This window comes from Butyricicoccus sp. AM32-19 (assembly GCF_003480365.1).
Lineage (GTDB): Bacteria > Bacillota > Clostridia > Oscillospirales > Butyricicoccaceae > Agathobaculum > Agathobaculum butyriciproducens.
Map to the genome: position 1 here is coordinate 14,902 of NZ_QUIX01000015.1, position 23,988 is coordinate 38,889.

Sequence of the window (23,988 nt, forward strand, 5' to 3'; positions counted from 1 at the left end):
ATCAGCCAACAGGCCGATGAGGACTAAGGTATCGCGGATAATCTTTCCTGCATTCATGTTTCCACCTCCTCTCAGTATGCGTATAACAACTCTCCGGTCATTTCGTGCAACAGAGTAGGATCGTAGAGCATCTCTTCGATCTCCTCCTCCGAACATCCGTAGTCGAGAAGTGCTTGCACCTCATCGGCGGTTACGCCGAATGCCTTCGCCACGCTAAACAGGTCATCATAGCCTGTCGGCGTGTCCTCATAATAGCTGCGATAGAAGGGATATTTGCGCCACCAGTGCTCGAATGTCGTATGCGGTGTGAAAGTGCCTGTAGTGATACGGCCATTCCGGTCGATTTTCATAATTTCGCCCTCCTGTGGCTCCAGAATATCAGTGGGCGCTTTCAATCTCAGCTTTTTGATAACCTTGCACAGAATTTCCTGCGTCGAGGCGTAAATCAGAAAGCCATCATAGAACATGATGCAGAGCGGATTGTCTCCGACCACGAACCAGATAGAATTGTCCTTATTCAGTACCGTAAACACAAAAGAACCCTCGACCTTCTCAGCCATGGCTTGCAGGCTGCCGAAGTCGAGGGTTTTATTTTTCTCTAAAAGCTGAACGGCAATGTAGCTGTCTGTCTCAACGCTCGTGAGCGGAAGGCTTTCTTCTATACGGAGTTCTTTGTCGTTCCACAGCATGCCATTATGCGCGAGCGCAAAGCTGCGGCCGTCAACATGACCAAGGAACGGGTGGTTATTCTGGTTAAACTGCGCATTGCCCTGTGTGGTCATGCGGGTGTGCCCCATGACGACATGGACGCCGTGCGGGATGTGGATTTTCATCTTCCGAGCGGGAATCGGACGCTTGTAGATACGCAGGCGGTCGTTGCAATTGTACGCGATACCGGTCGCGTCCGTGCCGCGTACCTGACATTCTCTTGCGAGGGTATTCAGGATTTTGTTCTTCGTATGGGTACTCAGGCACTCCTTAAAGTCGATTAAACCAAACAAACTGCACATATTTTAAGCCTCCTCCGTGTTGGCATTAACAGGTTCATTAACGTAAAGGCGGCGCTCTTTGAGATACTGGATAAGTTCGGGTTCGGTGATGTTGTCCAGAAAGTCGAACCAGCTCATGTCCTGCACCTGATTGTCAGACATAGAAACAGCCACCTCGACGAGATGGTTGACCATCTGCAAGGTGGCTTTGAGGGTATTCAGCTTGAGCGTGCCGCGGAACATGCGGATTTCTACTGTATCCGCGTTCGTAAGATTTACCGCCGTATAACGTCCAGCGCAGGAATTTTTCGCATGGCTCATCTGTTCGGACGGCGTAAGGCGAATGCCGTACCGCGCCGCCCAGCGGTTCATCTGGGACTGCGTGCGGCGGCTGAACCGCAGCAGCTCCGCCCAGAACTTCTCGACGAAGTACAGCAGGCGGGCAATCGCAGCTTCCTGCTGCTCATATGTACAGCCGAACGTCAAGCGGGAGATGTGAACATGAAGTCCGCAGGTTCCGGCCGCGTGGCTGAGGTACCCCATGCTCTGCGCTTTACGCAACACCTCCGCCCACGGCATTTCGTTCAAGTGATACTCGAGCGTCATTGGATGGGTAACAAGCTCAAGACCTTCATCCAGACTGCCGTCCGTCTTGATGTAGAGATTTTCGGCGTTGGCGTTCGCGATGTCGAGCAGCTTTTGCGCGTTGCTGTTAACCGTGCCGCCGTCATCGATTTCGAGCTCCACGCCGAAATGCCGCAGGCCTTTGCCGTGGAATACAAGGTCGGGCGTATAGCTGTATTCGTGGATGACCTCGCAGTGCTCGTCCCAGCAGGACGCGCAGTAAGCGTTATCGTCACCGTCCCAGTACGTGCGGTCGCGGTGGATAATACGCCCACAGTCATCGCAGCGAACATAGTACTCATCAAAGCAGTGATCGCAGAGTATGTGCGTGTCATCCTCGACGGCATTTTCCTCATAAATCCGTTCGTTGCAGTGGTCGCAGATTACGGTCAACCGGTCGGCGCAGTCCTCGCAGATCCAGTCATTCTCTACTTGGAACATTTCGTCGATCGGGTGCTCTGCACCGCAGTTTGCACAAATTCTCGTTTCCTTCATTGGTTGTTCCTCCATTTCGTTTGGTGAATGTTAATACTCTTCGGCAAGCAGCATAGTAGAATGCGTCAAATCATCAATCACGAACACCTTCGCATCTACGGCATCGTCACACGGTACATCGAGCTCGTAACGGTACGGCGGCTGCTCCTGCTCGTGGACGATGTGCTGACCGGTCGGCGCTTTCGTCAGCGTGAATACCTGCAAGTAGTCTTTCTCGGATACCTCCATGGTCAGTATCATAAGCCACAACATATTGATCATCCATAATGGTAGCTGTGCTGTGATACCATGTGTCAAGAATTTTTGATTTTCAAACATTTTCGTACTCCTTCTCTGATGAAATAATAAAGCACCCGGAATATTTCCGGGTGCTTCTATAGATATAATATATACTTCTTTTGTCATCAAATACGGAGAAAATTACACAATCGGTATTAGATATGTTTCCAAGTAGTAGAAGATTTCAAACTCAGTGTATATGCTGTAGTCGAATCTATAATAGCTTGGTAAAGCCAATCGCCTAATAACAAAAAATTTTCAGAGATACTGCTCTCTTCAGGAAACTCATACAGTGCACTATTCTCAATCCGTTCGCCTGTTTGCAAAGCATATTGGTCGATAGTGCAATAATCCCCTTCATCATCAATAGCGATTATTCGATTATTGGCAACAAAAACTGAAGAAAAATCATATAGCACTTCAAAATTCTTGGCCAAACGGAACATTTGATACCGATCACCATATCTCGCAATCAAAAGGTATCCCCTTTCAATTTGAAGCATTTTGTATATGATCGGAAAATATTCCAGTTCATCAATTCCATGCCCTTTGAAATCAACATAAGGTATACACTTTTGCGCCATTATATCATATCTATAAATTTGACCATCGCGCCCAAGCAATAGTACATGATGCTGATATGCGAAAACATCGCAGAACTCCACAGGAGGATTCAATTCAAATATATGTTCAGCTGAATCTAAATGAACCCCAAACGCGCGATTCTGTAAAGTTTCATCTTCATCCAAATCCGCCTCGCTTAGGCCAGAGTCATATACACAAACGATTAGCTGGTCATCGGTAATGCTAAGATGTACCTCGTCTAATCGACGAGAAGGTTCAAACATTTGAAACTTCGGTTCCAAAAAGTATGCTTCTGATGTAGATAAATCAACAGCCAAAATCTTGCACATAGTATCCCGGCTTCTGAATCGTGTTGGACTGAATTCTCCATAAGAAATTGTGATATATAGAGTGTCACCTTGCGTACAGCAACTTGTTTTATTAAAACGAATTTTCCACTTTTCGTCGAGGATATGTGTAAGCGGGATTTCTGTTTGCTCTCCGCTTTTCTTATGAACTGCACAGATTACCGTGCTTTCAATCGCCATGTTGGCATCGCCTATTTCTGGATTGTTTTCATCCGGGCCCTGAAGATACGCTATATATGTAGGGGTTTCCAGATATGTTCTGGTTTGCCAGGAATTTTTCATAACACATTGAAAAATTTGATCAGCTATGTTTTTCGATACCGGGATATATCGAAGCGTTTTTGCAGGATTCGCCTTATGTAAATTCTTCTTATCGTTCAAAATTTTAAGTTCTTTTTCGATCGGCGTCAGCCTTGACCCCCTTTGCACATTTTTGAACTGCTTCTCGATATATGGCAACCTTGTGATCGATTGCTTTGCTTACGATTTCCCTGTACTGCTTAATTGCGCTTTCAACCTGATCATCGGCAATATCATCAATACAGCGCAAGTGATAACCCTCACTGACACCGCAAACGGATAATTTCGATCCGATATGATCAACTAACCTTTTGCCAGTCTCGTTAACATCCTTGAAACGATAAATGGTTTTGTATTTGTCCCCCAGCCAACCATGTCCAGCATACTCTTCACGCCCTTCTGCGCAGATTTCATCTTCATAGCTACTCAGCCGATTATACGAATCGCGTTCAAAGTCATCGAGAAACTCTTTGACATAGCTGGCATCTCCAATATAGTCCATAGAGCAAGCAAAACTGGTCTGGAAATCCTTACTTTTCTCAGGACGGAATTCTGTAAAATCAACAGAAAGAACCGAGTCGTTTTCGCTTGCTGCCGAAAGTTCTGCCTTGGCTGCTTTGAGAACTTCTTCAATCTTTTTGCTGAATTGTGCGTAATAGGTTTTATCAGGATTACTAAAATCGTAATACGGGCGCAGTACCTTGGACTTATACTGCGACAGATAAGCCAGCACATAATCGCTTCTTCGGCTCCAGAATACTTGACGAAAACGCTGTGCGCCTGCAGAAACAGCCTTGTCCCAAGATGAGTATTTATAATCGTACTCACCATCAGCATAACCGGCAGATACCTGGTAATCATCTTCGTCAAAACGCAGCTCTGAACTCGATACCGAAGGAATGTCGATCGCTTTCAGCTTCTTTTCCAAAGCAGCCCCCATTTTATCCGCATCCAAAACGATATCCGCCTGTTCGACAATCGAAAGCGCATGAGCCGGGCATGCAGCAACGACTGCCTGTGCCTTCTCTAAATTTTCAGCTTTAATATAACCATCTGCAACCGGAACAGCATATCCAGCTGCATCCTCAATCAAAAGATCGGTTTGGAGAATGCATTCACCACACGCATTACAATCCTTAGATACACAAAACTTTTTCATCGCAAATACCTCACTTGATTTTCAAATTCATGCAACAGAGATGTGCCCTGCTCAAAAGCCTGCAGTGATGCTTCGGTTACAGAGCCATCGGCAGATAAAATCGGGACATCCAAAATGTCTTTAATTGCTTTGGCGAAATTAACGCAGGTCATTAAAACTTGGCAGTCATCATGATCATATCGGCGATGATTTGTTCCATTTTTCTGAATGACCTGAACCGTGGCGCTAATCGATTTCCCAAATAGCAATCCGAATTTCGACAACAGATTAGAAATCTGATCTGCGCGTGCGCCAATTGCATCTACCGCGATCTCCATCGTTTTGAGCTGTGTCTTCATCGTATTGGCAATGCGCCGCTGATTATCCGCGATGGCAGCATTGCGTTTGGAATCGTCTAAAATTGCGGTACCCAGACCTCCCATAAGCCATTTGACAGCCATCTCTTTATCGCTCATTGGATGCATTGAAGTGGTAATCATTGTCCGAATAACACCGGCATCATTAACGGTAAAACTGCTGCGGTCCAGCTCCAGAATACCTTCTCCAGGGCGAAAATCGATCTGCTGGATCTGCTGATAAACATTGATAAACTTAGTCATATGATTATTCAGCATAGCCTTTTTGCGATTAATAAGCTTTACCAGTTTCCCGTCTGCATCACTTTTATGCTGATCGAATGATGCTAATGCATCCTGATAGGTCATATGTGCCTTTTCCAAGGTTTTTAATGTTTTCTCATCTATGCTGTTGGCTTTAACCATCTGCCAGATAGAATATCCAAATGCTGCTTCTAGTATCATATCCATCACCTATTCAAAGTGTCAGAACCGTAGATGTATCCGAGAAAAAATCTTTTTCAAACTCAGAAAGACTTTTATATTTTACCTGTGTGCCAAACAGATTCATAATGGTATCCAGTCCTGCTGCAATGCCATCAGCATCATTAGCCATGGTTGCGTCCATAATCGTTTGAAATCCGCTATCGATGGCAGTATCCCACCGACCAAGTTCTTCATGTACATAATCACGCAAATTGTCCTGTTGACATGCCATTTCTGCCTGTGCCCAAGACAAAACATGCCGAATTTCTGCATCACGCGCTTTTTCTATTTTCTTTTCCTGTCGATACCGCTCAATAGTGATTGTAATTTGTGTCATGACAGTTGAAGCGAGTATACCACCAATCGGCCCACCTATTGATGCGCCAAGGCTGTATGCAAGTGTGCCCATACCGCTAGAAATCAATTGAAAAGCACAGTCTTCAGCAGAGATATTACCATCAAGATATCTCTCAATAGTCGTAGCAGTCATAACAACCATAGCAATCTCCTGAGTTGGGACAGGTGCAGATGCAAATTTGGCTAATTGTTCGGCTCCCATATTCTGTGCAAACTGCGTTACCAAGTCTTGTGTCATTTGTATACCAGCAGCGCTAGCAAAGCTACCTGCAGTATCGGTTAATATATCTTTGGCCGCATCTTCAAAACTTTTTTCGCCCGAAGCAACCTGTGCGATATTATTTAGACTAGAGACTGTGCAGGCGACAAGAGCGGCTCCCTTTCCTGCCTCGATAGATTTTTCTAGACTTTGCGAGACAATAACAGCGCCCTGCCCAGCATATAATTTAGTCTTTGCTATCGATTTTTGAATCGAACGTGAAGAAGTAATATCAATCGAGTTGTCAAACTCCTTATGCTCTGCCACGCCGCCCGAATGTCCAAAACGTGAATTGATTTCGTTGGGAACTAATTGCATAGTGACACCATCACTGCACTCGTGCCATGTTAAATTATTCTTTTTTCTGTATTCTTCAAATTGAGATAAATTACTGATTTCTCTTTCCTTGGCCCAACTTGTATTCAATAGTCGTTTTTCCGCACTGCCGAAGTTTTTTGCTCGATCAGCACTCATATTGCTAATTTTCACACTCGCTTGTGAACAAAAGCTAAAATCAGGTTCGGCCGAGAGATTATAGGAAACATACATACGATTATATTGCGCAAGTACCTTTTGGGAGTAATCATCCGTTGGATAACATTGAGAACAACCTCGTTTTCCGGACCAAAGAACATTACTTACCGGTGTTTGCGCGATGCGTTGTTCACGTGAAACCGCATGATTATCAGCGCCAATCATTCCATATCCTAAACGCTCAAGTGTACTTTCGCTCATTTTTACATCCCCTTATATTGTTGCTATTGATATTGAAAATCTGTAACATATGTACCTTGACTACGAATCCACATTTCAATACCTGTACCAAATATCTCAGCAGAAACATCCCATCCTCTATCTGAAGACGGTTTGACCTCAGCCGTAGGCAAACGATCCAGTATGGCTTCGATTGATGGCCCAACATAGCGGAAATGCACCGTTTGCAGCCTTCCTCCATACATGAACTGAATGCGTTTACGAAACTCGCCTTCTTCAAACCGATTACTATATGGCAGAGTAAAGTGTTTATCCAGCACATACAGCTCATTGATGCGGTCAACACGATAAATAGTAGGGAATGTATCTGCTGGATTTTGAAAAGACTGTTCCTTATTGATATTTTGAATAAAACCCACAAGGTAAAAATAAAATTCGGAGAACATCAATCCAACAGGTTCAATCTCACGTTTAACGCATGAAGCATCTTGTTTCATATATTGGATGCGAAGCACTTGATGAGCCTGGATTGCTTGGCCCAAAGACCATAAAAGATTGAATAAATGCTTCCCGTGTTGTGGTTCAATATAGTGATATTCCTCATTCAGCAGCAGATCCTTAATGGGCTTACGTTTGGCATTTGGAATGCAGCAATTGATTAAACGCTCCAACATCGGAAGCATTTCATCTCTTCGCAGGGAGCGACTATCCAATAATATTTTGCCGACGGCTAGCATTTCGCCCTCACAAAGACCATGCTTGCGACGAGCAATCAGATGATAGGCTGATTGCTTTGTATCGTAAATAAGTTCTTGTGACAGATCTCGTTCTTCCATAAAATCACGCAATGAACTCATATCACGCTGTATGCTTTTCTCAGAAACCTGATATTGCAGCGCCAATTCCGATTTCTTCAATTGCTCGCCATTAACAAGTCGTGAATAAATGTCCAATAAGCGCCAAGATTTCGCTGACGATGCATCTTTCATTCTATTCTCACCTCCGCATCGTTGTTAATCATAGTATATCATAAAGGGTGGACACCTACTGTCCCTTCCTTAAAAAATATATTTCCAACTTCTACATTCTTAATTATAACTTATACAGTTATAATTGCAATATATTTATAGAATATGAAATGGAGCACATAATCGGTAGAATAGAGCCATGAGGTGCACCCAATGAAATATGAATTTGAACAGGAATACAAGCAAATAGGGCTTAAAATTGCGTATTATCGCAAGTTACAAGGATATACACAGGAAAAACTAGCAGAAAAGCTAGGCGTTGCAACCTCATATATTGGTCAAATTGAAGCTGCCGGAATGTATAAGCCAATTTCACTGACAACACTCCTGCGAATCGCGCAAGCACTCGATACGCCGGTATATAAATTCCTTGATTTCCAACACTAACAATAGCAAATTTATCCGAGATTTTCTTCGATAAACATGCGTATACTTGCCGATGGAATCCTCCACTCCCTGCCAACCTTCACGGCAGGGAGTTCTTCGTTTGCGATCATCTTTCGAACCTGCTGGCGTGTTGTCTTGAGCAGGACGGCGGTTTCCTTAACAGTTAAAATCTCATCGTACATCATAAAAATCTCCTTAAATCAGAGCGAAAATCGTATTTCACCGTAATTCGAGTATACTTATTCTAATGTTCGTTATTAACTGCTATAATTTGCAATTTTCCGAAGCGCAAACAAGTCAAGAACGCCCTTTATATGGACTATTTCTGCTTCCAATACGCAAGTTCGATTTTCACCGGCTGTGTTCCGACTGATTTTAGGATATACAGCAGGCTTGGCATTCTTTTAGCCGCATACCCTTTGCGCAGCGGAATAGGATTCAACCCAAGCGACTGAAAGCGTTTCAATAAGCTCTTTGTCTTGTAGCCTTTCTTCTCCATATACTGCACTGCCTTATCAATCGTCTGTTTACGCTGCATTTGGTCCAGAAGTGTGAGCATCTGCTCTTTGGTATCAGCGTGTAATGATGAATTCTGAATAGCCTGCTGGCCATCCTCATAGCTCAGATAAGGCAGGTCAGGATAACATTTTTCAACGAGTTGCAGGATTCGCTCCTCACTTTCCTGCATCAGCAGCCATAGGAGATCGAGCGGGTCATCAGCTTTGTATTTATTCTCAATACTCCGCAGTTTATCGCGTCCATAGTGAACCTCTACACGCAGCACACCTGCAGGAAGATCCTCATAGTCGATCACCAGATTATTCTCAATCAACTGATAAGTCTTATCGTAGATTACCAACTCCTGCTGTCCACAGGCAAGGCGAATATAATGTTTATTGTACTGATTCGCCTTCTTTTTGTTCTTATTCTGGTAGAATAACCGCTGATACTTCTTTGGGGTAGCAGTCTTTCGTAGCACACGAACAAGTTCACGAAATACTTTCTTATTACTGCAGCGAATATTGGTACACAAATCCACTCTGGAAAGATAATAATGCGAAATATCACCATCAAACGGCGACTTTTTCAGCACTTCTCGAAAGCATTTCTCCAGCAGCTCAATACTTTCTTCTTCGTTGGGTAGGATACCAAGATATGTCGTGTCCATAAAAATCAATCTGCGTGGATTGATAATCATACGAATGTAGTGACCTTTTGTTTCGTTTTTGTCTTTTATATGTTCTAAACGAATGCGTATACCTGCTTCTGCATATTGCGTACAGATATGACAGCCATGATATAAACCATCCGGATGGATGATATTTTCAGAGTATTGCTCATTATAGTCGTATAAATCGCTTTTGATTTGCTTCCATTCGGTTTGAGATACCTTACGAGAGAACTCTATGGTATGAATGGAGAAACCATCCGGCTCTAACACGATTTCTACATTTTTATACTTACGAACCTTCTTGCCCAAAATAAAAACCTCCCAGCAAAAGTATTTATACTTCTGTTGAAAGGTTGTAAAAAAATAATACCCCATAAATTAGATTAAACAGGCATTATTCCATTATTTTAGCTATATTTCAAGTATTTTTGTGTGTAGTTGTTGGAAGTTCAATAGACAAAATTATGTTGATTTGCTACAATAATTATGAGTATTACTCTCAGCAATAAAGGATTTGAGAATTTATTGCAATAGCTTTAGCAGTATAATTCACAGAACCACCTTTCGACTTATATGGCAAAAGTGGTTCTGCTTCTGAATTTTATATTGATGGAAAAGCAATAATATTATTTTTTATCTTTGATACTTGTAACGCGTAGTGTGTTATACCGGCGGGCACAGTCAGTAGATAAAATGAAATTTTGCTGTTGAAAACACCTGTTTTTGACAAAAGATTGGGCAATTTCTGAAGTAGCAACAGGTATATAAACTATTCTTTAAATAGTCGACTTATCTCTCGATCAATGCGCTGTTCATAAGCGTCAAATTGCCCTTTATCATACGGCGTTTTACTATCATAACAGTCTATCAGTTTAAACGGAACTCCATAATCACTTACTTTACGTGCATTGGGAGAAAGGGCATTGTATTCAAGTTTTTGAAGAAGTAACCCCAATCCAGCCACATCTTCCATAGCGATATTCTCTGACTTTGAAATTTGATATCGGAAGAATACATCAAAAAGGCCGAGATATTTTACTAAATGATACTTAAAGACATTGTAAACGAAGTCAGCTACTTGCCGCATTGCTTCATCCTTTGTTTTTGGATTATCGTTCCGCCCAACATAATATTGTACCATTGAAAGAAAACCACCTGAAAGATATGAACTCAATAGACTTGTTATCAATGAGTACTGATTCTGTCCCACTCGTATTGCAATAAGTTGTTTAAGTTTTTCTTCGCGTACAACGGGCAAGATAATATCCATAATGGCTTGAAATCCGGGCCAATATAGTCGGTGTGCATTGCTGCCTGCCAATGTTATTGAAACACGTTTAATATCTTCAATAGTCCACCATGGCACACTTGAAATATAACCGTATAGTGTTAATTTATCTTTTGGTCCAACAACCCGGAAACAATCAAATACATCTGATGGGATTTCAGATGCAATAATCTGAGCTTGGATATCTTCTTTATCTTGGCGTTCAACTTCAGATAAATATTTATCTTTTGTTATCTGGTAATCAACATCCGTTTTCGGGAAAGTTATATCATAGTTTTTATGTTCCAGTATTTCAGGTTGTCCATTCACAATTTCCTCAAAATTATTATTTAAATCTATAACTCTTCCAGAATAGTGTTGGTAAAACCTACCCGCACGACCAGCTATATTTTTAGCATCAAATTGCCGTAGAGGTTTTATGCCCTTTTTGTTTGATGTAATAATTATGTTTTTTGCTGAAGTGTTTACGCCTTCAGTGATAGTCGTAGTCGAAAAGAGGCATAGTAATGTCCCCTCATTAAATAAATTTATAATTTCTTTTTGGATGTATTTGGGGATAAGGCTGTGATGGATACCTATCCGGCCTTTCAATGCTTTTAATACAATCCAATCATTGCCAAATGTGTGTTCCAAATGATTTAAAAATATTTCATAAGTAGAACTTTCTATCCCTGAACAAGTTTCTTGAAAAGAAGAAATCAGCATTTGATCCCTTAATAAAGTTCTGGCATACATTTCTGTATCGGCTCTTCTGCCACAATAAATAATCGTATTTTCTTTAGGCGTACTTAACGATTTAATTATATTGGCAATTTTCTGCCCTTTACTTATAGAACCAATTTCTACTGGGATTTCATCTATATGATATTGACGTTTACCTTTTACTGTTGTGTATTCCTTTGAAACAATTTCAAATTGATTGTAACGTAAAAAAGAAAACCCATTATCTTTCGCAAAATTATTAAACGATTTATGCTGCTGTGTACTGGGTCGGGGAAGTGCCATATATGGACCAGCTAATAGCATATCGCTTGTCAAATTACAAATAAATTCCAATGCTAAACGGTACGCGGTATCACGTTCGTTTTCGCCAGATGTTTCCGGATCAATGATAAAACTGTTATCAATTTTGTAAACCTCATCAATAAAGGCAAAATCAAAGTGAAGGTGTTGATGCGAATCCATAAACGACAAGAACCGTTCGGGTGTAAAAATAAAGATGTTTCTTTCGGATAGACTAAATTCTTCTTCGCTTAGGGAATGAATCTTATATGATTGAAATGTGTCCAACTTGCATAAACGGGTGTAATTTTCGGATAAAAGGCTAATTGCCGGAAAAATCAAAAGGACATTCTGATACTCCATCTTTTGTATAATTTCATATACCAAAAAGGTCTTCCCAAAAGAAGTAGGTGCAGTCAAAACAAAACGATTTTGTTGCCCGATTTTAAAACTGTCAAGAACATTCTTTTGATACCGATGTAATTTGCTATTTCCTCTAATAAGGCTGGCATCATGAAATAGAGCACTTATGGTAAGTGTTTTGATATTTTCATCAGATATACGGCAATCTGTAAACTTATCTTTGAACAAGTCAAAATATTGCGGGATCCCCGCTTCATTAGCCAAAAATATAAGGAAATTCATATCCGCTTCAGAGATAGGCTCATTTTTTATAAAGTCAAAAAAGCCACATACTTCTTTTACAAAAGTTGCAGCATCTGAATTCTTTTTGTATGAATAGTACGCTTTAATTATATTAGCGGTTCTCGTGAGTCTATCCATTTTATCACATTCTCCTTGATTTGCTTAACTTCCGACAGTGGTAAAAAAATAAAAAATAACCGGTAGTCAAACGAAGCGGGTACAATAATATTAAGCCGTGTATATTCTGAAGCAATATGCTCAATACACTTTTTTATGCTCTGATGATATTGATCAGTTCTATTTTTTTGATAAGCAATAAATATAGGGTATATTAGCCGAATTCCTCTATTCTTTATTTCTTGTGACAGATTAATATCCGGATTTTCTTCCCATGAATTTAACAAGTTTTCAAGTTGTTCATTGTGTGTTGAGATATGGAGGCGCTCATCTATGATTGCAAGTAAATTTCGATTCAAATATCCATCAGAAAGTGAAGTGCTTAATTTTTCCATCACAGGGGTTATTGCGCTTTTATATTGCACATAGAATTTTGCTTCTCCAAACCATAAGTCAATATTTCCTTCTCTTTCCATTAAATGAAAAGCATCAAAACCTTTAGCCTCGCTATTTTCAATAGGAGAATAAAAATATCCTCGTGCGGCAAGAACACTCGTATTTAAAAACACACGCAAGATTAAATCCAAGAGTACTTCACCATAAAAACCATACTTCAGCTTGGTATCCTCAGATGCTTCTGGGTTATAACGGATACGGCTAAGAATAGCTTTTCGCTGTTCACGCTCTAAAGCAGTGTAATCAATTTCATATTCGTTGATTGCAAATTCCACAATACCATTATAGATAATTTTGGAAACTTCTTGGGGGTTAGAATTACTGAAACAAATATCATTTTGGGAAGAAAGGCACGATTTATCTACGCCACTTTCTTGATGCGGCAATTTGCATTCAAATAAAATTGCATTATGTATAGCATTCTTTAGTGCATCTCTCATGCCTTATCCCTCCGATGTTAATTTCCAGAGTTGAATTTAACAAGCTTCTCCCAGTCAATACTACCATCCTCAAAGCAAAACTCTTGGGTGAACTCACGAACGAGCCGGTTTGAAGCTTTTTGATAGGAAGCATCGAATTCTTCCACATATTTCTCTGGCAGCCTGTCCATGAAACGGATTAGCTTTATGTAGAATTCTTCATCTCCGGTTAATTCCGTCCAGAAATCCTTGCCTGCCAATTCCATATAGAACTTGGGAAGCCCGCGGTTGGAAGCTTTCTTCTTTCCATAACCGTAACCAACAATCGGGACGAAGCGTTTCTTCGCCTGCTGCGCCAGTTTGCTTGCCGCCATGAAATTCTGTTCCTGTTTCTTGCGGCTGTCCGCATTAAAAACGCTTGTGCCAGATTTTACAGCGATAGCATAAATGGTATTGTCGCGCTCCACCATAATGTCAACGCCTTCTGCCAATGCTTTCTGTCCTTGTGCAGCAGCGGTAGCAATAGGTTCAAAGAAAACATTTCCAAATATTGTTTCCTCGGATGATGAGACAAAGGCAGCGAGGATTGCGTCAATAATTTGTGCAGCCCCATTCATAGCCTTCGCCCGGAATAGGTACGGATTCTTGCGCTTCATAACTTTTTTGATGTTGAGCTTGTCAATATTGCCGATTAAGTTAGTGTAAAAATTATCCAATGCAGTTGCAATTGCTTTTACGATAGCTTCCTCATTGTAATTGCTATTTATTGGCATAATGGTTTCCTCCTATTTCGATAGCTTGTTTCAGTTTTTGATGGATGTCTGTTCCTCTAAAACGTTTTGTGCGGATTTCAGCGGATTGATCTGCAACAGAAAGTACAGCATTTCCCAATGCCAATGCCAGTCCAACCGGTACAGCATTGCCAATTTGCCTGTATTTTGCCACGCTTGTCCCTATGAACCGCCAATCATCAGGGAACTGCTGGATACGGGCATATTCCCGGATACTCAAAGGCCTGTCTTGGGTCGGATGACACATCATGGTTGCTTTTTGCACTGGCGAGGTTACTAAAGTTGGTGAAGGCTGGCTATAAGATAATCTCCGATAAAAACCAACTTTTCCGCCGCCGGAGCTATAGGCACCGCCCATGGCTTCTTCCCGAATATCTTCCGGTAGGTCACGCCAATTTCCGCCTTCCGGGACAAGACGGAGATATGCAAGGCGGTCTTTACTAAAGGCAGCACATTCCCCACAATTATTTTCCAAATCTCGGATTGTATCATTCAAGGTACGCCAGCGGTATTGCGAGTCTTGGTGCATCTGAAAGTGCGTCGGGAATGGCAGAAAAATATCTTCATTGTCCCGACTTCCAATTAACACAAACCGTTCTCGGAATTGAGGTACACCATAATTGACGGCATCCAAAATCCCATACACTGTTTTGTATCCTAATTTGTTAAATTCAGAGAGGATAACATCTAATACAGTTCCTAAATGCTGTTTAGGATCGTTTTTATCACGCTCTGCAAGTGGCATATGCTTTAACGGAGCAGACATAATCCCTTTTACATTTTCCATAATGAAAAAACGGGGACGAATATAGTCAATCATACGGATAAAATCCATAAATAGACTGCCCCTCGGGTCGTTAATCCCCAGCCGCTTACCAGCAGTAGAAAATGGCTGGCAGGGTGGTCCCCCGCAAATCAGGAAAGGCTCTCCCTGTGCCAATCCAGTCTGTTCCAATAAATCTGCTTCATTAATTTTACGGATGTCACCACCCAAAACTTTATGCCCATTGGCACGCATAGTTGCGACACAAGAAGGATCAAAGTCCTGTCCAATTACGATATTGAGGCCAGCTTTTGAAAGGCCAATATCCAGCCCCATTGCACCAGAAAATAGGGAAATCACGTCCCGATTTGAGGCATTATCTTTAAAACGTAATAAATTCATGCATATCCTCCCATTAAACCTTTTCTCCATCTAGAAGGACAAAATAGCGTTCAAAAGAACACCCCAATGTTTCTGCCAGATATTCTAAATCAGAGATTGTAAAACTCTCTCGTTTCATTTTTGAGTTAAAATTTTGAGGGGTAGTCCCCATACGCCTTGCCAACTCTGCGACACTGATATTGCAGCGCACGCAAAGCACTTTAATCTGTTCTGATATTGTCATAAGGGTACTCCTTTTATTTTATCAATACATAAATTTAGAATATAAATTAATTATTTTATATTTTCAATATAGTCCCTTGTGATATTTATCATAACATCAAATTGACTGATCTGCAATTCAAAAATTAAATTATCGACGGATTGCATACGTTTTTCTCTCAGTTAAACACTGAGCCAAATCTAAGTCACTACTAAAGAATATGAATGTTGATTTTCTTGGTGTGACAGTTTATCATGAGATATAAAGAGCTACAACCTCAACCTATCCTGAGGCGACTATTCAGGCGACCGGGCGACTCTGAGCAGCGGTATCCACCCTGTCACACAAGGCGAAAATATCCGTAAATCCCTTATTTTCATATACTTTTCACCGTAAATTCGAACGTTAGCTCTCAAAGCTCACCGCTCCGACTCCAAAGGCCATGCGTTCGAATCGCACCGGGCGTACCACTGATAACCGTCTGTTCCGTTGGAACGGGCGGTTTTTTGTTACTTTTTCAAGGGTTGCTTTAACGGAGTAAAATTGAGGCTACTGTGCAGGCTACTATATGGTAGACAGAACAGTAAAAAAGAGCGGCAATGCCTCGCCTCTTGTCATGGGGTTCGCCTCCTTCAAAATCGTTTGTATCTTCATTATATCTGACGTTTCGGCAAAGACCCAGGGGAAAACGCAGATCGCGGCAAAAAGTTTGTCCCAGGGGTCATTCCAGCTCCATATCCTTCTGCCGTGCCGGCGCCTGCCGGGGTGGGGACAGGAACTCCTCCACGTTCCGGCGCACGGCGGCGTAGTCCTGCTCCTCCCGCCGCGCCTTCTGACGCTCGGCGGTCGGCGCTTCAAAGCGCTTCACGCTTTGAGGTCTCCACCGGAGACCCGCGCCCCAACAAGCAATTTTGACTGTTCGGGCAAGGGACCTGAAAATCTCAAAATCCGCAAGCGGGTACTCGCTTGCTGTGCTTGCTGACTACTTCGTACCCCCGTATTTCTCCTTCTACCCATACTACAATCTGAACAGGGCGTTTTGGCCAGATTTCGGAGGACTTTTTCAAAAAAATGTCGCTCCTATCCGTAACCTTTCGCTGCCCACTTCGCCGGACACCTTGTGTTTCTTCGGATATTCGTATACAATGTATCATGTTAAGTATTATCCATGCGGAGGTGCGGTAATGAACGGGATCAAGGACTATATCTCCATTCGGGAGGCGTCTTACCGTTGGGGCGTGTCGGAGCGGCGGGTCAATCAGTATTGCGCCGAGGGGCGGATCCCTGGTGCGTCCCGGTTCGGGCGTTCATGGGCGATCCCGGAAAACGTGGAAAAGCCGTCCGACCCGCGCTTTCAGAAGCAGCACCGCGATTCCGGCAGGACAAGCACCTGACGGACACCCGGCTGCATTTGAAGCATCCGCAAAAAGGAAGTGAACGCTATGACCTGCGACGAGGCTTTGTACCGCCAATATCTGAGCGGCGACGACGAAGGGCTTAATGCCCTGATGAAAAAATACGGCGACCCGCTGACCCTGTATATCGACGGCTATCTGCACGACGTTCACGAGGCGGAGGAGCTGATGCTAGATGTTTTCGCCTATCTGTTCACCAAAAAGCCCCGCATCCGGGACGGCGGCTTCAAGGCGTATCTCTATAAGGCGGCGCGGCACATGGCGCTGCGCCACAAGAGCAAACGAAAGCCGCTGTTCAGCCTCGATGCGCTGACCGGCGAGCCGGAGGGGCGGCTGCTGGCAGAGGAGGTCATACAGACGGAGGAGCGAAACCGCGTCTTGCACTTCTGCATGGATGAAATGAACCCGGACTACCGGGAGGTTTTGTACCTCACCTATTTTGAAGGCATGAGCTACGCGCAGGCGGCGGAGGTCACAGGAAAAACGGTGAAGCAGATCACCAACATGGTGTATCGCGGAAAAGAAAGTCTGCGAAGGCTCTTAGAACGGGAGGGAATCACAAATGCGGAGTCATGAGGAGCGCGTCGCGGAGACAAAGCGGCGCATTGCCAAAATGGAGCGGGAGAAACGGCTGCGGCGCAATACGATCACCATGGCTTCCGCGGTGGCGGCGTGCCTTGTGCTGCTCATCGGCGCGTCCCTCGCCATGCCCGGCATTGCCGCGAAAATCCAGACAGGCGATTATGTGGGCTTTGAAACGGCAGCCAGTATGTACGGCGGCAGCGCGGCTTTGGGCTACATCGTCATCGGACTTTTGGCGTTTTTACTCGGCGTATGCGTAACGGTTCTGTGCTTCCGGCTGCGACAGATGAGCTGTGAAGACGGGCAGAACAGGGAAAGCGAGGATGCGCATGGAGCTGATTGAGAACCTGCTGCAACTGCTGACCACGTTTGTCGGCGCGCTGCTCTCGGGTATCTCCTACCGAAAAAGTGGGCGACAGGTGTATTTTCTGCTGCTGTGCTTCTATGGCTGCTTTGCCCTCGGTGCGCTCTACTGGACGCTGTATCTGCTGCTGTTCGATACCACACCGCGCGTTTTCTATGTGTCGGAGTTCGGCTGGGTGGCCAGCGTAATTTTCCTGCGCATTTTGCAAGCAGCGCTGGCAGGAGCAGATGAGCGCAGCTTCCGCTGCCGCAGGGCATGGCTTGCGCCTGCTTTCGGCGTGCCGCTGCTGGTGTTCTACTGCACCTTCGGGGATATTCTCTCCAACCTGATCTGGTGCGGCATGATGATCGTTCTCTCTTACTGCGCCATTCGGGGGCTGGTCTACGCCAAGGGACAGACAGGCACGGCACGGAATATGCGGTTTTTCCACATCGGCGTGCTGTGCTTTGCCGGTTCGGAATATCTGCTGTGGACGGTGGGCTGCTTTTGGCCGGATACCTCACCGGCAAGCCCCACCTTCTGGTGCGATATGCTGCTGACGCTTGCGATTCTGGGGCTGCTGCCCGCCACGAGAAAGGCGGTGGAAGCGTGACCTACATCGAAAACATCTTCCTCTGCATGGTATCTCCCCTACTGGTGGCTTCCCTGTGCATGGGCAGGCGGCAGCTCCGCTTTTTCCTGTTCTGCATTGCCGGGATGGGGGTGTGTCTGCTCTCGGCCTATATCAACACCTTCCTTGCGGCGGTGTGTCAGGCGGATGCCCTTGCCGCCACGGCGGAGATCGCGCCGGTGGTGGAGGAAACGATGAAGCTGCTGCCGCTGGTGTTTTATCTTCTGGTGTTCGAGCCGGAGGGCGATAAAATCAAGGCCGCCGCAATAACAGTCACTCTCGCCTTTGCCACCTTTGAAAACGTGTGCTATCTCATTCAGAACGGCGCAGACCGCTTTTCCTTCATCTTCTTCCGTGGCTTCGGCACGGGAGCCATGCACGTCCTCTGCGGTTTGATCGTAGGCGGCGGACTTGCGTATGCGTGGCGGCGGACGTGGCTGAAGATCGCAGGCACGTGCGGGCTGCTGGGCGCGGCGATAACATTCCATGCCATATACAATCTGCTCATCGCCTACGGCGGTGCGGCGCAGTACATCGCCTACGCCCTGCCGGTGCTGTTGGTGGCGGCGGGAAGATGGTCTGCATTCCGCTTATCGCGGAGGAAATAACCGAATACCCACTCCCTGAGAGCTGCCTTTTGGCGGCTCTCAAATTTTTTTGAAAAATTTTGCGTTTTGGGTGAGAGTTTTTTCGATTTTTTGTACCTATATAAGTGAAGGGGTTTTTAAGCCGCATTTCAAAAAATCCAGAGAGGAGGTTCAAGCGGAATGTACGATACCGCAAGGCGGGTCGCACTCGTCAAGCAACGGGTGCAGGAAAACACCCGCCGGAGGCAGCGGCGCGAGGCAATAAGCCTCTCCGCAGTGTGTATGCTGCTGTGCGCGGCGCTGATGCAGACAGCGGGCGCGGTCGTCGGGCCGGGACAAACCGCCGCATGGGGCGTGTTCGGCGCAATGCTGCTGCGGGAGGACGCAGGCGGCTATGTGCTGGTGGCAGTCGTCTCCTTTGCAGCGGCGGTGGTCATCACCGCGCTGTGCTTCCGGCTCAGAAACAGAGAAAATCAGAAAAAAGACGGGGCGGACAAGCCCACTCGACACGAACAGGAGGAGGAAAACCAATGAAAAAACGAATACTCAGTATCTTGCTCTGCCTTTGCATGGCGGCGTGTATGCTCCCCACCGTGGCGTTTGCGGCGGATACAGGAAAGGCGATACAGCTTGGCACAAACGCACTGAATAAAAATGTAAACACAGAGGCCGCACCGACCGTATATTTTGGGCAAGACCATGGAAACAATCCCGCTGCATGGCGTGTAATCGGCTATGACGGAAGCGGCGTTGCCGGCGCACAGGGGGATATGACCCTGCTTGCGGCAGGCACTATGGGAGAAGCTGCGTTTGACAGCGTTAATTATAGCAGCGAATATGCACCGAGTGAGTTGAAAACCGCAATAGACGCGCTTGAAGCAAAGCTGACGACAGAAGAAAATGCTGCCGTAAAGAAACGGACGCTTGCAAGCGGAAGCTACAACGGAGAGAATACCGACTGTGTAGCAGGAGCGCAGGTGGATAACGCTGTATTCTGGCCGCTTTCCATAGCGGAAGCGCATGCGGTAAATCAGGATCTGCGAATTGTGAATAAAGAACATACAAATTGGGCGATGTACCATTGGTGGCTGCGCTCCCCATGCAAATTATCTTCCAGTGCTGCCGTTGTGCATGGTAACGGTGAAGTCCTCGACGATGGCATGTACCATACTTCCGATGAGTTTGGTGTTCGTCCCGCTTTTAACCTAAATCTGAACGCTGTCCTCTTCACATCTGCCGCTGTGGACGGAAAGCCCGACGGAGGGCTGACCCCGATTTCCGAACACACCGGAAACGAGTGGAAGCTGACGCTTTTAGATAATAGCCGCAATTTTGCCGTAACGGAAACAACCGCCAGCGGCAACCCCGGTGATCCCCTTACGCTGCATTACAGTGGGGCGACCACAGGGACAAATGAATATATCTCCGTCATCCTTGCGGATAACAGCGGCGCAAAGTATTACGGCAGAGTGGCACAGCCCACCGAAGCAACAGGAACGGTTGAAATCGAAATCCCATCCGACCTTGCACCGGGCAGCTATACCCTGAAGGTTTTCAGCGAACAGTATAACGGCGACCGCAAAACCGATTACGCAAGCAATTTTACAAACATTGCGCTGACGGCGGGAAAGCAGGTGGACGAACAGTTTGCCCTCACCTGCGGCAGCACCTATTACTTTGACCTCTCCGGCGCGGGCATTCCCGGCACGGCGAACAGCAATTTGCCGGATAATACGCTGCGTTATGTCCCCTTTACCTACGCCGGGACAGTGGACGCCTACAAGCTCACATCAGCAATGGCAACCACCGAGGAGTATGCACAGCAGAATAAGTATCCCCACAGCCTGTTTATTGCGGACTACAATGTAACACATAAAATAAACTGGGATGACCTGAATACCGCAAATCTGATTTTCGGCAAGGACTATGCCGCCAGCGGCGTGGACTATACGCTGCGTGCGCCGTCTGTGGGAAGTCGTTATACAGGCTCTGGTGAGTCCCAACGCGGCACGCCCCAAAGCAACGAATGGGACAGGGTACTGGATAAGGACGACGGATATATCAAAAACCGGAATAAGGTGTATTCGTGGGGGCAGGATACTACGAACTTTGGGCGTGGGTTCCGTGCGGTTCGTGGGTACTACTCGGCCCGCCACTGGTATTACTACTCGTCCTCGTATCAGAACGTCGACCTCGGTTTCCGCCCCGTCCTTGAAGTCCCGAACCCCGGCTCACCGGGCTCTGACGGGCTGAAGGCCGTTACCCTTGATCTTGGCGGCGGCAAATTGGGCGGCAGCACGGATACTATTCAAATCATTGTGAAAAACGGCAGCAAGTTTACCGCGCCTGCGTCCGACGGCCTGACCCGCCCGGACGGAAATACAGGCCGCTACTTTATGTGGCTTGGCAGCGACAGAAACCTGTACGCCCCCGGTGAAAGCGTTCCGGAGGTCGTAACCACGCTGACGGCGCAGTGGACAGTCAACCAGTACACGATTACCTATGATCTGGCCGGCGGCACTGTGGAGGGCAATCCCAACACCTACACCATCGAAACGGTGGCTTTCACCCTCAAGAATCCTACCAAATCCGGCTATACTTTCACCGGCTGGAGCGGCACGGGGCTTGACGGCGAGAACAATATGACCGTCACCATCCCCACGGGCAGCACTGGCAACCGAACCTATAAGGCACACTGGCGTTATAATGGCAGCGGCCATTCTTACAGCTACTACACCATCAAGGCAACTGCCGGGGCTGGCGGCTCCATTTCTCCCTCCGGCAATGTCAGCGTCCGTGAGGGCAGAGATCGGACCTTCACCATCACCCCGGATAAGGGTTATGCCATCTCCAACGTCAAGATCGACGGCAAGAGCATCGGCGCGGTGAAGTCCTACACCTTTGAGAATGTCCGCAGAACCCATACCATCGAGGTCATCTTTACGAAAGCCAACGGCAACCCCCAGACCGGCGTGTTTGTGGATGTAGCCACCGGCAGCTATTATGAGGATGCTGTGGATTGGGCAGTGGAGAACGGCATTACCAAGGGAACCGATGATACCCATTTCTCCCCGGACGGCATCTGCACCCGTGCGCAGGCTGTGACCTTCCTGTGGCGTGCCGCTGGCAGTCCCAAACCCGAACCCTGCGCCATGCCCTTCACCGACGTTCCTGTGGGCAGCTACTACTACGATGCTGTGCTGTGGGCGGTAGAAAACGGCATCACCAAGGGCACCAGCGACACCACGTTCAGCCCCAACATGACCTGCACCCGCGCCCAGATCGTCGCGTTCCTGTGGCGTTCCGAGAAGTCCCCGGCAGCGGGTACAGCCAATCCCTTTGCCGATGTGAAGTCTGACGCCTACTATGCTGATGCGGTACTGTGGGCGGTCAAGGAGAACATCACCAAGGGAACCACCAGCACGACATTCAGCCCCAATGTGGATTGCACCAGAGCGCAGATCGTGACCTTCCTCTGGCGCTGCAAGAAGTGACCGGCTGACATACGGCTAAACATGGCATGACCCCGTAAGCGAACATCGGACAGCGCAGCGGACGGGCATCTCGCCCCAAAGCTGCGCTGTTCTCTTTTCGCTATTCCCGGCAGAACACCCTCCGGCACATCTGCGCCTCAGCCATCAGCGACTCCCGCGGGAGATCGTTTCCTTCGACTCCCGCAGCAAGGACGAGTTTGTGAGGCTGGTCATGGACAGTGACCTGCGGCAGCGCGACCGGAATATTGCAAAGCGGATCACAGAGTTGGATGCTATCTTCAAGCGGCTCTATGAGGACAACATTTCGGACAAGCTCTCCGATGAACGCTTTCAGAAGCTCTCTGCGGACTATGAGAAGGAAGAACGGGACCTCAAGGGGCTGACGAGTTCCCTTCGGAAAGAAGTGGAGCTGGAGGAAAGCAAATCGGCGGATGGTGATCGTTTTCTCTCCGTTGTGGAGAGGTACACGGATATCCCGGAGCTCACGCCCTGCATCCTCCATGAGTTCGTGGAGAAAATCATCGTCCATGCGGCCAGCGACCTGAAGGGCAAGAATCGGACGCAGGAGATCGATATTTACTACAAGGGTATCGGGGTCTTGGAAATGTCAAAAGTCACGGCATCAATGAAAAAAAGAGGAAACGGTACAGCCGAAGCTATACCGTTCTCTCTTTCCTCACGATGTTTTCTTATCGGGAGCTGCCTTGCCGCTCTTTTCGTTTTACTCTATGCTTTCGCTCTGCTCCGACAGATGCAAATCCAAATTTCGACCGCGTGTGCAAACACTGCGAATGTACACATAGCTGTGGATTTCATCAACCGAATACAAAATCACGTCATTTCGCGTAACATACTACGGTATCCCGATACTGCTGCATAATATACATCAGCTTTTCCGTAATGTCCCGCTCGGCTGTTGAGGTGTAAGATATCTTATATCCTTGCGGCACGACTCTGAAGCAGCTCCTTTACTTTAGCGTCCATATCGCACTGCGCAGAGATGCGTCCGGCAGCAATATCCTCACTGCTGCGCGACAGCTTTTCACTGATTTCCGTTTCGCTCATATCATCCCATGCACGAAGCGACGGACGAAATGGCATACCGCCTTCCTGCAGGCTCTGCTGCGCAAACATCCGTACAGCCTCAGCGAACGAGGTGCCCATACTGCGGTAAAGCGCTTCTACCTGCTCCTTTACTGCACTGTCAATGCGGATCTGAAGTGTTGCATCCATAGCCATAAAATCATCTCCTTGTAGTGCGATTGTATTACAGTTTTCTTTGTATGTCAAACGGTGGTGGTCAAAAGATGACCTTGCAAAGTTCCGGATCTCGTCC

26 protein-coding genes are annotated in these 23,988 nt (G+C 46.1%); 9 read left to right on the forward strand and 17 right to left on the reverse strand.

Translation table 11 applies throughout. The features are described from left to right. Positions 1-71: 71 nt before the first annotated feature. From DW806_RS11575 to DW806_RS11610, 8 genes are all read right to left on the reverse strand, one after another. On the reverse strand, positions 72-1,010 hold the full coding sequence (locus tag DW806_RS11575) for a class II glutamine amidotransferase (RefSeq protein ID WP_118730053.1): 939 nt from the start codon (positions 1,008-1,010) through the stop codon (positions 72-74). 3 nt (positions 1,011-1,013) lie between these two features. Beyond that, positions 1,014-2,108 (reverse strand): amidoligase family protein, encoded by a 1,095-nt coding sequence (locus DW806_RS11580; protein ID WP_118730054.1) that lies wholly within the window; start codon positions 2,106-2,108, stop codon positions 1,014-1,016. Positions 2,109-2,138: 30 nt separating this feature from the next. Beyond that, positions 2,139-2,426, reverse strand: coding sequence for a DUF960 family protein (locus tag DW806_RS11585; RefSeq protein WP_158578363.1), 288 nt, complete (start codon positions 2,424-2,426; stop codon positions 2,139-2,141). Positions 2,427-2,542: 116 nt separating this feature from the next. Then, entirely contained in the window at positions 2,543-3,700 is a 1,158-nt protein-coding gene (locus tag DW806_RS11590; RefSeq protein ID WP_118730056.1) for a hypothetical protein, read from the reverse strand. Between the two features lie 4 nt (positions 3,701-3,704). Next, positions 3,705-4,778 (reverse strand): hypothetical protein, encoded by a 1,074-nt coding sequence (locus DW806_RS11595; protein ID WP_118730057.1) that lies wholly within the window; start codon positions 4,776-4,778, stop codon positions 3,705-3,707. After that, positions 4,775-5,578: a hypothetical protein gene (locus DW806_RS11600; protein WP_118730058.1), complete on the reverse strand. Its 804-nt coding sequence runs from the start codon at positions 5,576-5,578 to the stop codon at positions 4,775-4,777. Before DW806_RS11600 ends, DW806_RS11595 begins: the two co-directional genes overlap by 4 nt. Positions 5,579-5,591: 13 nt before the next feature. Beyond that, entirely contained in the window at positions 5,592-6,950 is a 1,359-nt protein-coding gene (locus DW806_RS11605) for an HNH endonuclease (protein ID WP_118730059.1), read from the reverse strand. Positions 6,951-6,973: 23 nt separating this feature from the next. After that, positions 6,974-7,918 (reverse strand): helix-turn-helix transcriptional regulator, encoded by a 945-nt coding sequence (locus tag DW806_RS11610; RefSeq protein WP_118730060.1) that lies wholly within the window; start codon positions 7,916-7,918, stop codon positions 6,974-6,976. A gap of 192 nt (positions 7,919-8,110) precedes the next feature. Between DW806_RS11610 and DW806_RS11615 the strand changes: the two genes are divergently transcribed. Beyond that, a complete protein-coding gene (locus DW806_RS11615) occupies positions 8,111-8,344 on the forward strand; it encodes a helix-turn-helix domain-containing protein (RefSeq protein ID WP_118730061.1) in 234 nt (77 codons plus the stop codon). A gap of 11 nt (positions 8,345-8,355) precedes the next feature. Here DW806_RS11615 and DW806_RS11620 read toward each other — a convergent pair whose 3' ends face one another. The 8 genes from DW806_RS11620 to DW806_RS15245 all read right to left on the reverse strand — a co-directional run bounded on the left by DW806_RS11620 (position 8,356) and on the right by DW806_RS15245 (position 16,468). Further along, positions 8,356-8,529 (reverse strand): helix-turn-helix domain-containing protein, encoded by a 174-nt coding sequence (locus DW806_RS11620; RefSeq protein WP_199677306.1) that lies wholly within the window; start codon positions 8,527-8,529, stop codon positions 8,356-8,358. Positions 8,530-8,663: 134 nt separating this feature from the next. After that, complete coding sequence (locus DW806_RS11625; RefSeq protein WP_118730063.1) at positions 8,664-9,824, reverse strand: hypothetical protein; 1,161 nt, start codon at positions 9,822-9,824, stop codon at positions 8,664-8,666. Between the two features lie 460 nt (positions 9,825-10,284). Next, complete coding sequence (locus DW806_RS11630) at positions 10,285-12,588, reverse strand: DEAD/DEAH box helicase family protein (RefSeq protein WP_118730064.1); 2,304 nt, start codon at positions 12,586-12,588, stop codon at positions 10,285-10,287. After that, positions 12,558-13,463, reverse strand: a complete 906-nt coding sequence (locus DW806_RS11635; RefSeq protein WP_118730065.1) for a HamA C-terminal domain-containing protein — start codon at positions 13,461-13,463, stop codon at positions 12,558-12,560. Before DW806_RS11635 ends, DW806_RS11630 begins: the two co-directional genes overlap by 31 nt. A gap of 17 nt (positions 13,464-13,480) precedes the next feature. Continuing rightward, the gene (locus DW806_RS11640; protein ID WP_118730066.1) at positions 13,481-14,215 is read right to left on the reverse strand and encodes a PmeII family type II restriction endonuclease; all 735 of its coding nucleotides are present in this window, start codon (positions 14,213-14,215) and stop codon (positions 13,481-13,483) included. After that, positions 14,202-15,398, reverse strand: a complete 1,197-nt coding sequence (locus DW806_RS11645; protein ID WP_118730067.1) for a DNA cytosine methyltransferase — start codon at positions 15,396-15,398, stop codon at positions 14,202-14,204. The genes DW806_RS11640 and DW806_RS11645 overlap by 14 nt, the downstream gene beginning before the upstream one ends. A gap of 13 nt (positions 15,399-15,411) precedes the next feature. Continuing rightward, positions 15,412-15,621 (reverse strand): helix-turn-helix domain-containing protein, encoded by a 210-nt coding sequence (locus tag DW806_RS11650; RefSeq protein WP_118730068.1) that lies wholly within the window; start codon positions 15,619-15,621, stop codon positions 15,412-15,414. Positions 15,622-16,321: 700 nt separating this feature from the next. Next, complete coding sequence (locus DW806_RS15245; protein WP_158578364.1) at positions 16,322-16,468, reverse strand: hypothetical protein; 147 nt, start codon at positions 16,466-16,468, stop codon at positions 16,322-16,324. 316 nt (positions 16,469-16,784) lie between these two features. Here DW806_RS15245 and DW806_RS15455 point away from each other — a divergent pair, with 316 nt between their 5' ends. From DW806_RS15455 to DW806_RS15460, 8 genes are all read left to right on the forward strand, one after another. Then, positions 16,785-16,994 (forward strand): helix-turn-helix domain-containing protein, encoded by a 210-nt coding sequence (locus tag DW806_RS15455; protein WP_199677307.1) that lies wholly within the window; start codon positions 16,785-16,787, stop codon positions 16,992-16,994. 48 nt (positions 16,995-17,042) lie between these two features. Continuing rightward, complete coding sequence (locus DW806_RS11660) at positions 17,043-17,591, forward strand: RNA polymerase sigma factor (protein WP_243022728.1); 549 nt, start codon at positions 17,043-17,045, stop codon at positions 17,589-17,591. Next, entirely contained in the window at positions 17,578-17,940 is a 363-nt protein-coding gene (locus DW806_RS11665) for a DUF4179 domain-containing protein (RefSeq protein WP_118730069.1), read from the forward strand. The genes DW806_RS11660 and DW806_RS11665 overlap by 14 nt, the downstream gene beginning before the upstream one ends. Continuing rightward, a complete protein-coding gene (locus tag DW806_RS15770; RefSeq protein ID WP_243022729.1) occupies positions 17,927-18,553 on the forward strand; it encodes a histidine kinase in 627 nt (208 codons plus the stop codon). Before DW806_RS11665 ends, DW806_RS15770 begins: the two co-directional genes overlap by 14 nt. Continuing rightward, a complete protein-coding gene (locus DW806_RS11670) occupies positions 18,550-19,179 on the forward strand; it encodes a PrsW family glutamic-type intramembrane protease (RefSeq protein ID WP_243022731.1) in 630 nt (209 codons plus the stop codon). The genes DW806_RS15770 and DW806_RS11670 overlap by 4 nt, the downstream gene beginning before the upstream one ends. A gap of 159 nt (positions 19,180-19,338) precedes the next feature. Continuing rightward, complete coding sequence (locus DW806_RS11675) at positions 19,339-19,692, forward strand: glycosyltransferase (protein WP_117488292.1); 354 nt, start codon at positions 19,339-19,341, stop codon at positions 19,690-19,692. Continuing rightward, complete coding sequence (locus DW806_RS11680; protein WP_118730070.1) at positions 19,689-22,652, forward strand: S-layer homology domain-containing protein; 2,964 nt, start codon at positions 19,689-19,691, stop codon at positions 22,650-22,652. The genes DW806_RS11675 and DW806_RS11680 overlap by 4 nt, the downstream gene beginning before the upstream one ends. Before the next feature lie 211 nt (positions 22,653-22,863). Beyond that, a complete protein-coding gene (locus tag DW806_RS15460) occupies positions 22,864-23,532 on the forward strand; it encodes a DUF4368 domain-containing protein (protein ID WP_199677308.1) in 669 nt (222 codons plus the stop codon). Positions 23,533-23,585: 53 nt separating this feature from the next. Here DW806_RS15460 and DW806_RS11690 read toward each other — a convergent pair whose 3' ends face one another. Then, positions 23,586-23,891 carry a type II toxin-antitoxin system RelB/DinJ family antitoxin gene (locus tag DW806_RS11690; protein ID WP_118730091.1) on the reverse strand — a complete coding sequence of 102 codons (306 nt, stop codon included), beginning with the start codon at positions 23,889-23,891 and terminating at the stop codon, positions 23,586-23,588. Between the last annotated feature and the right edge of the window lie 97 nt (positions 23,892-23,988).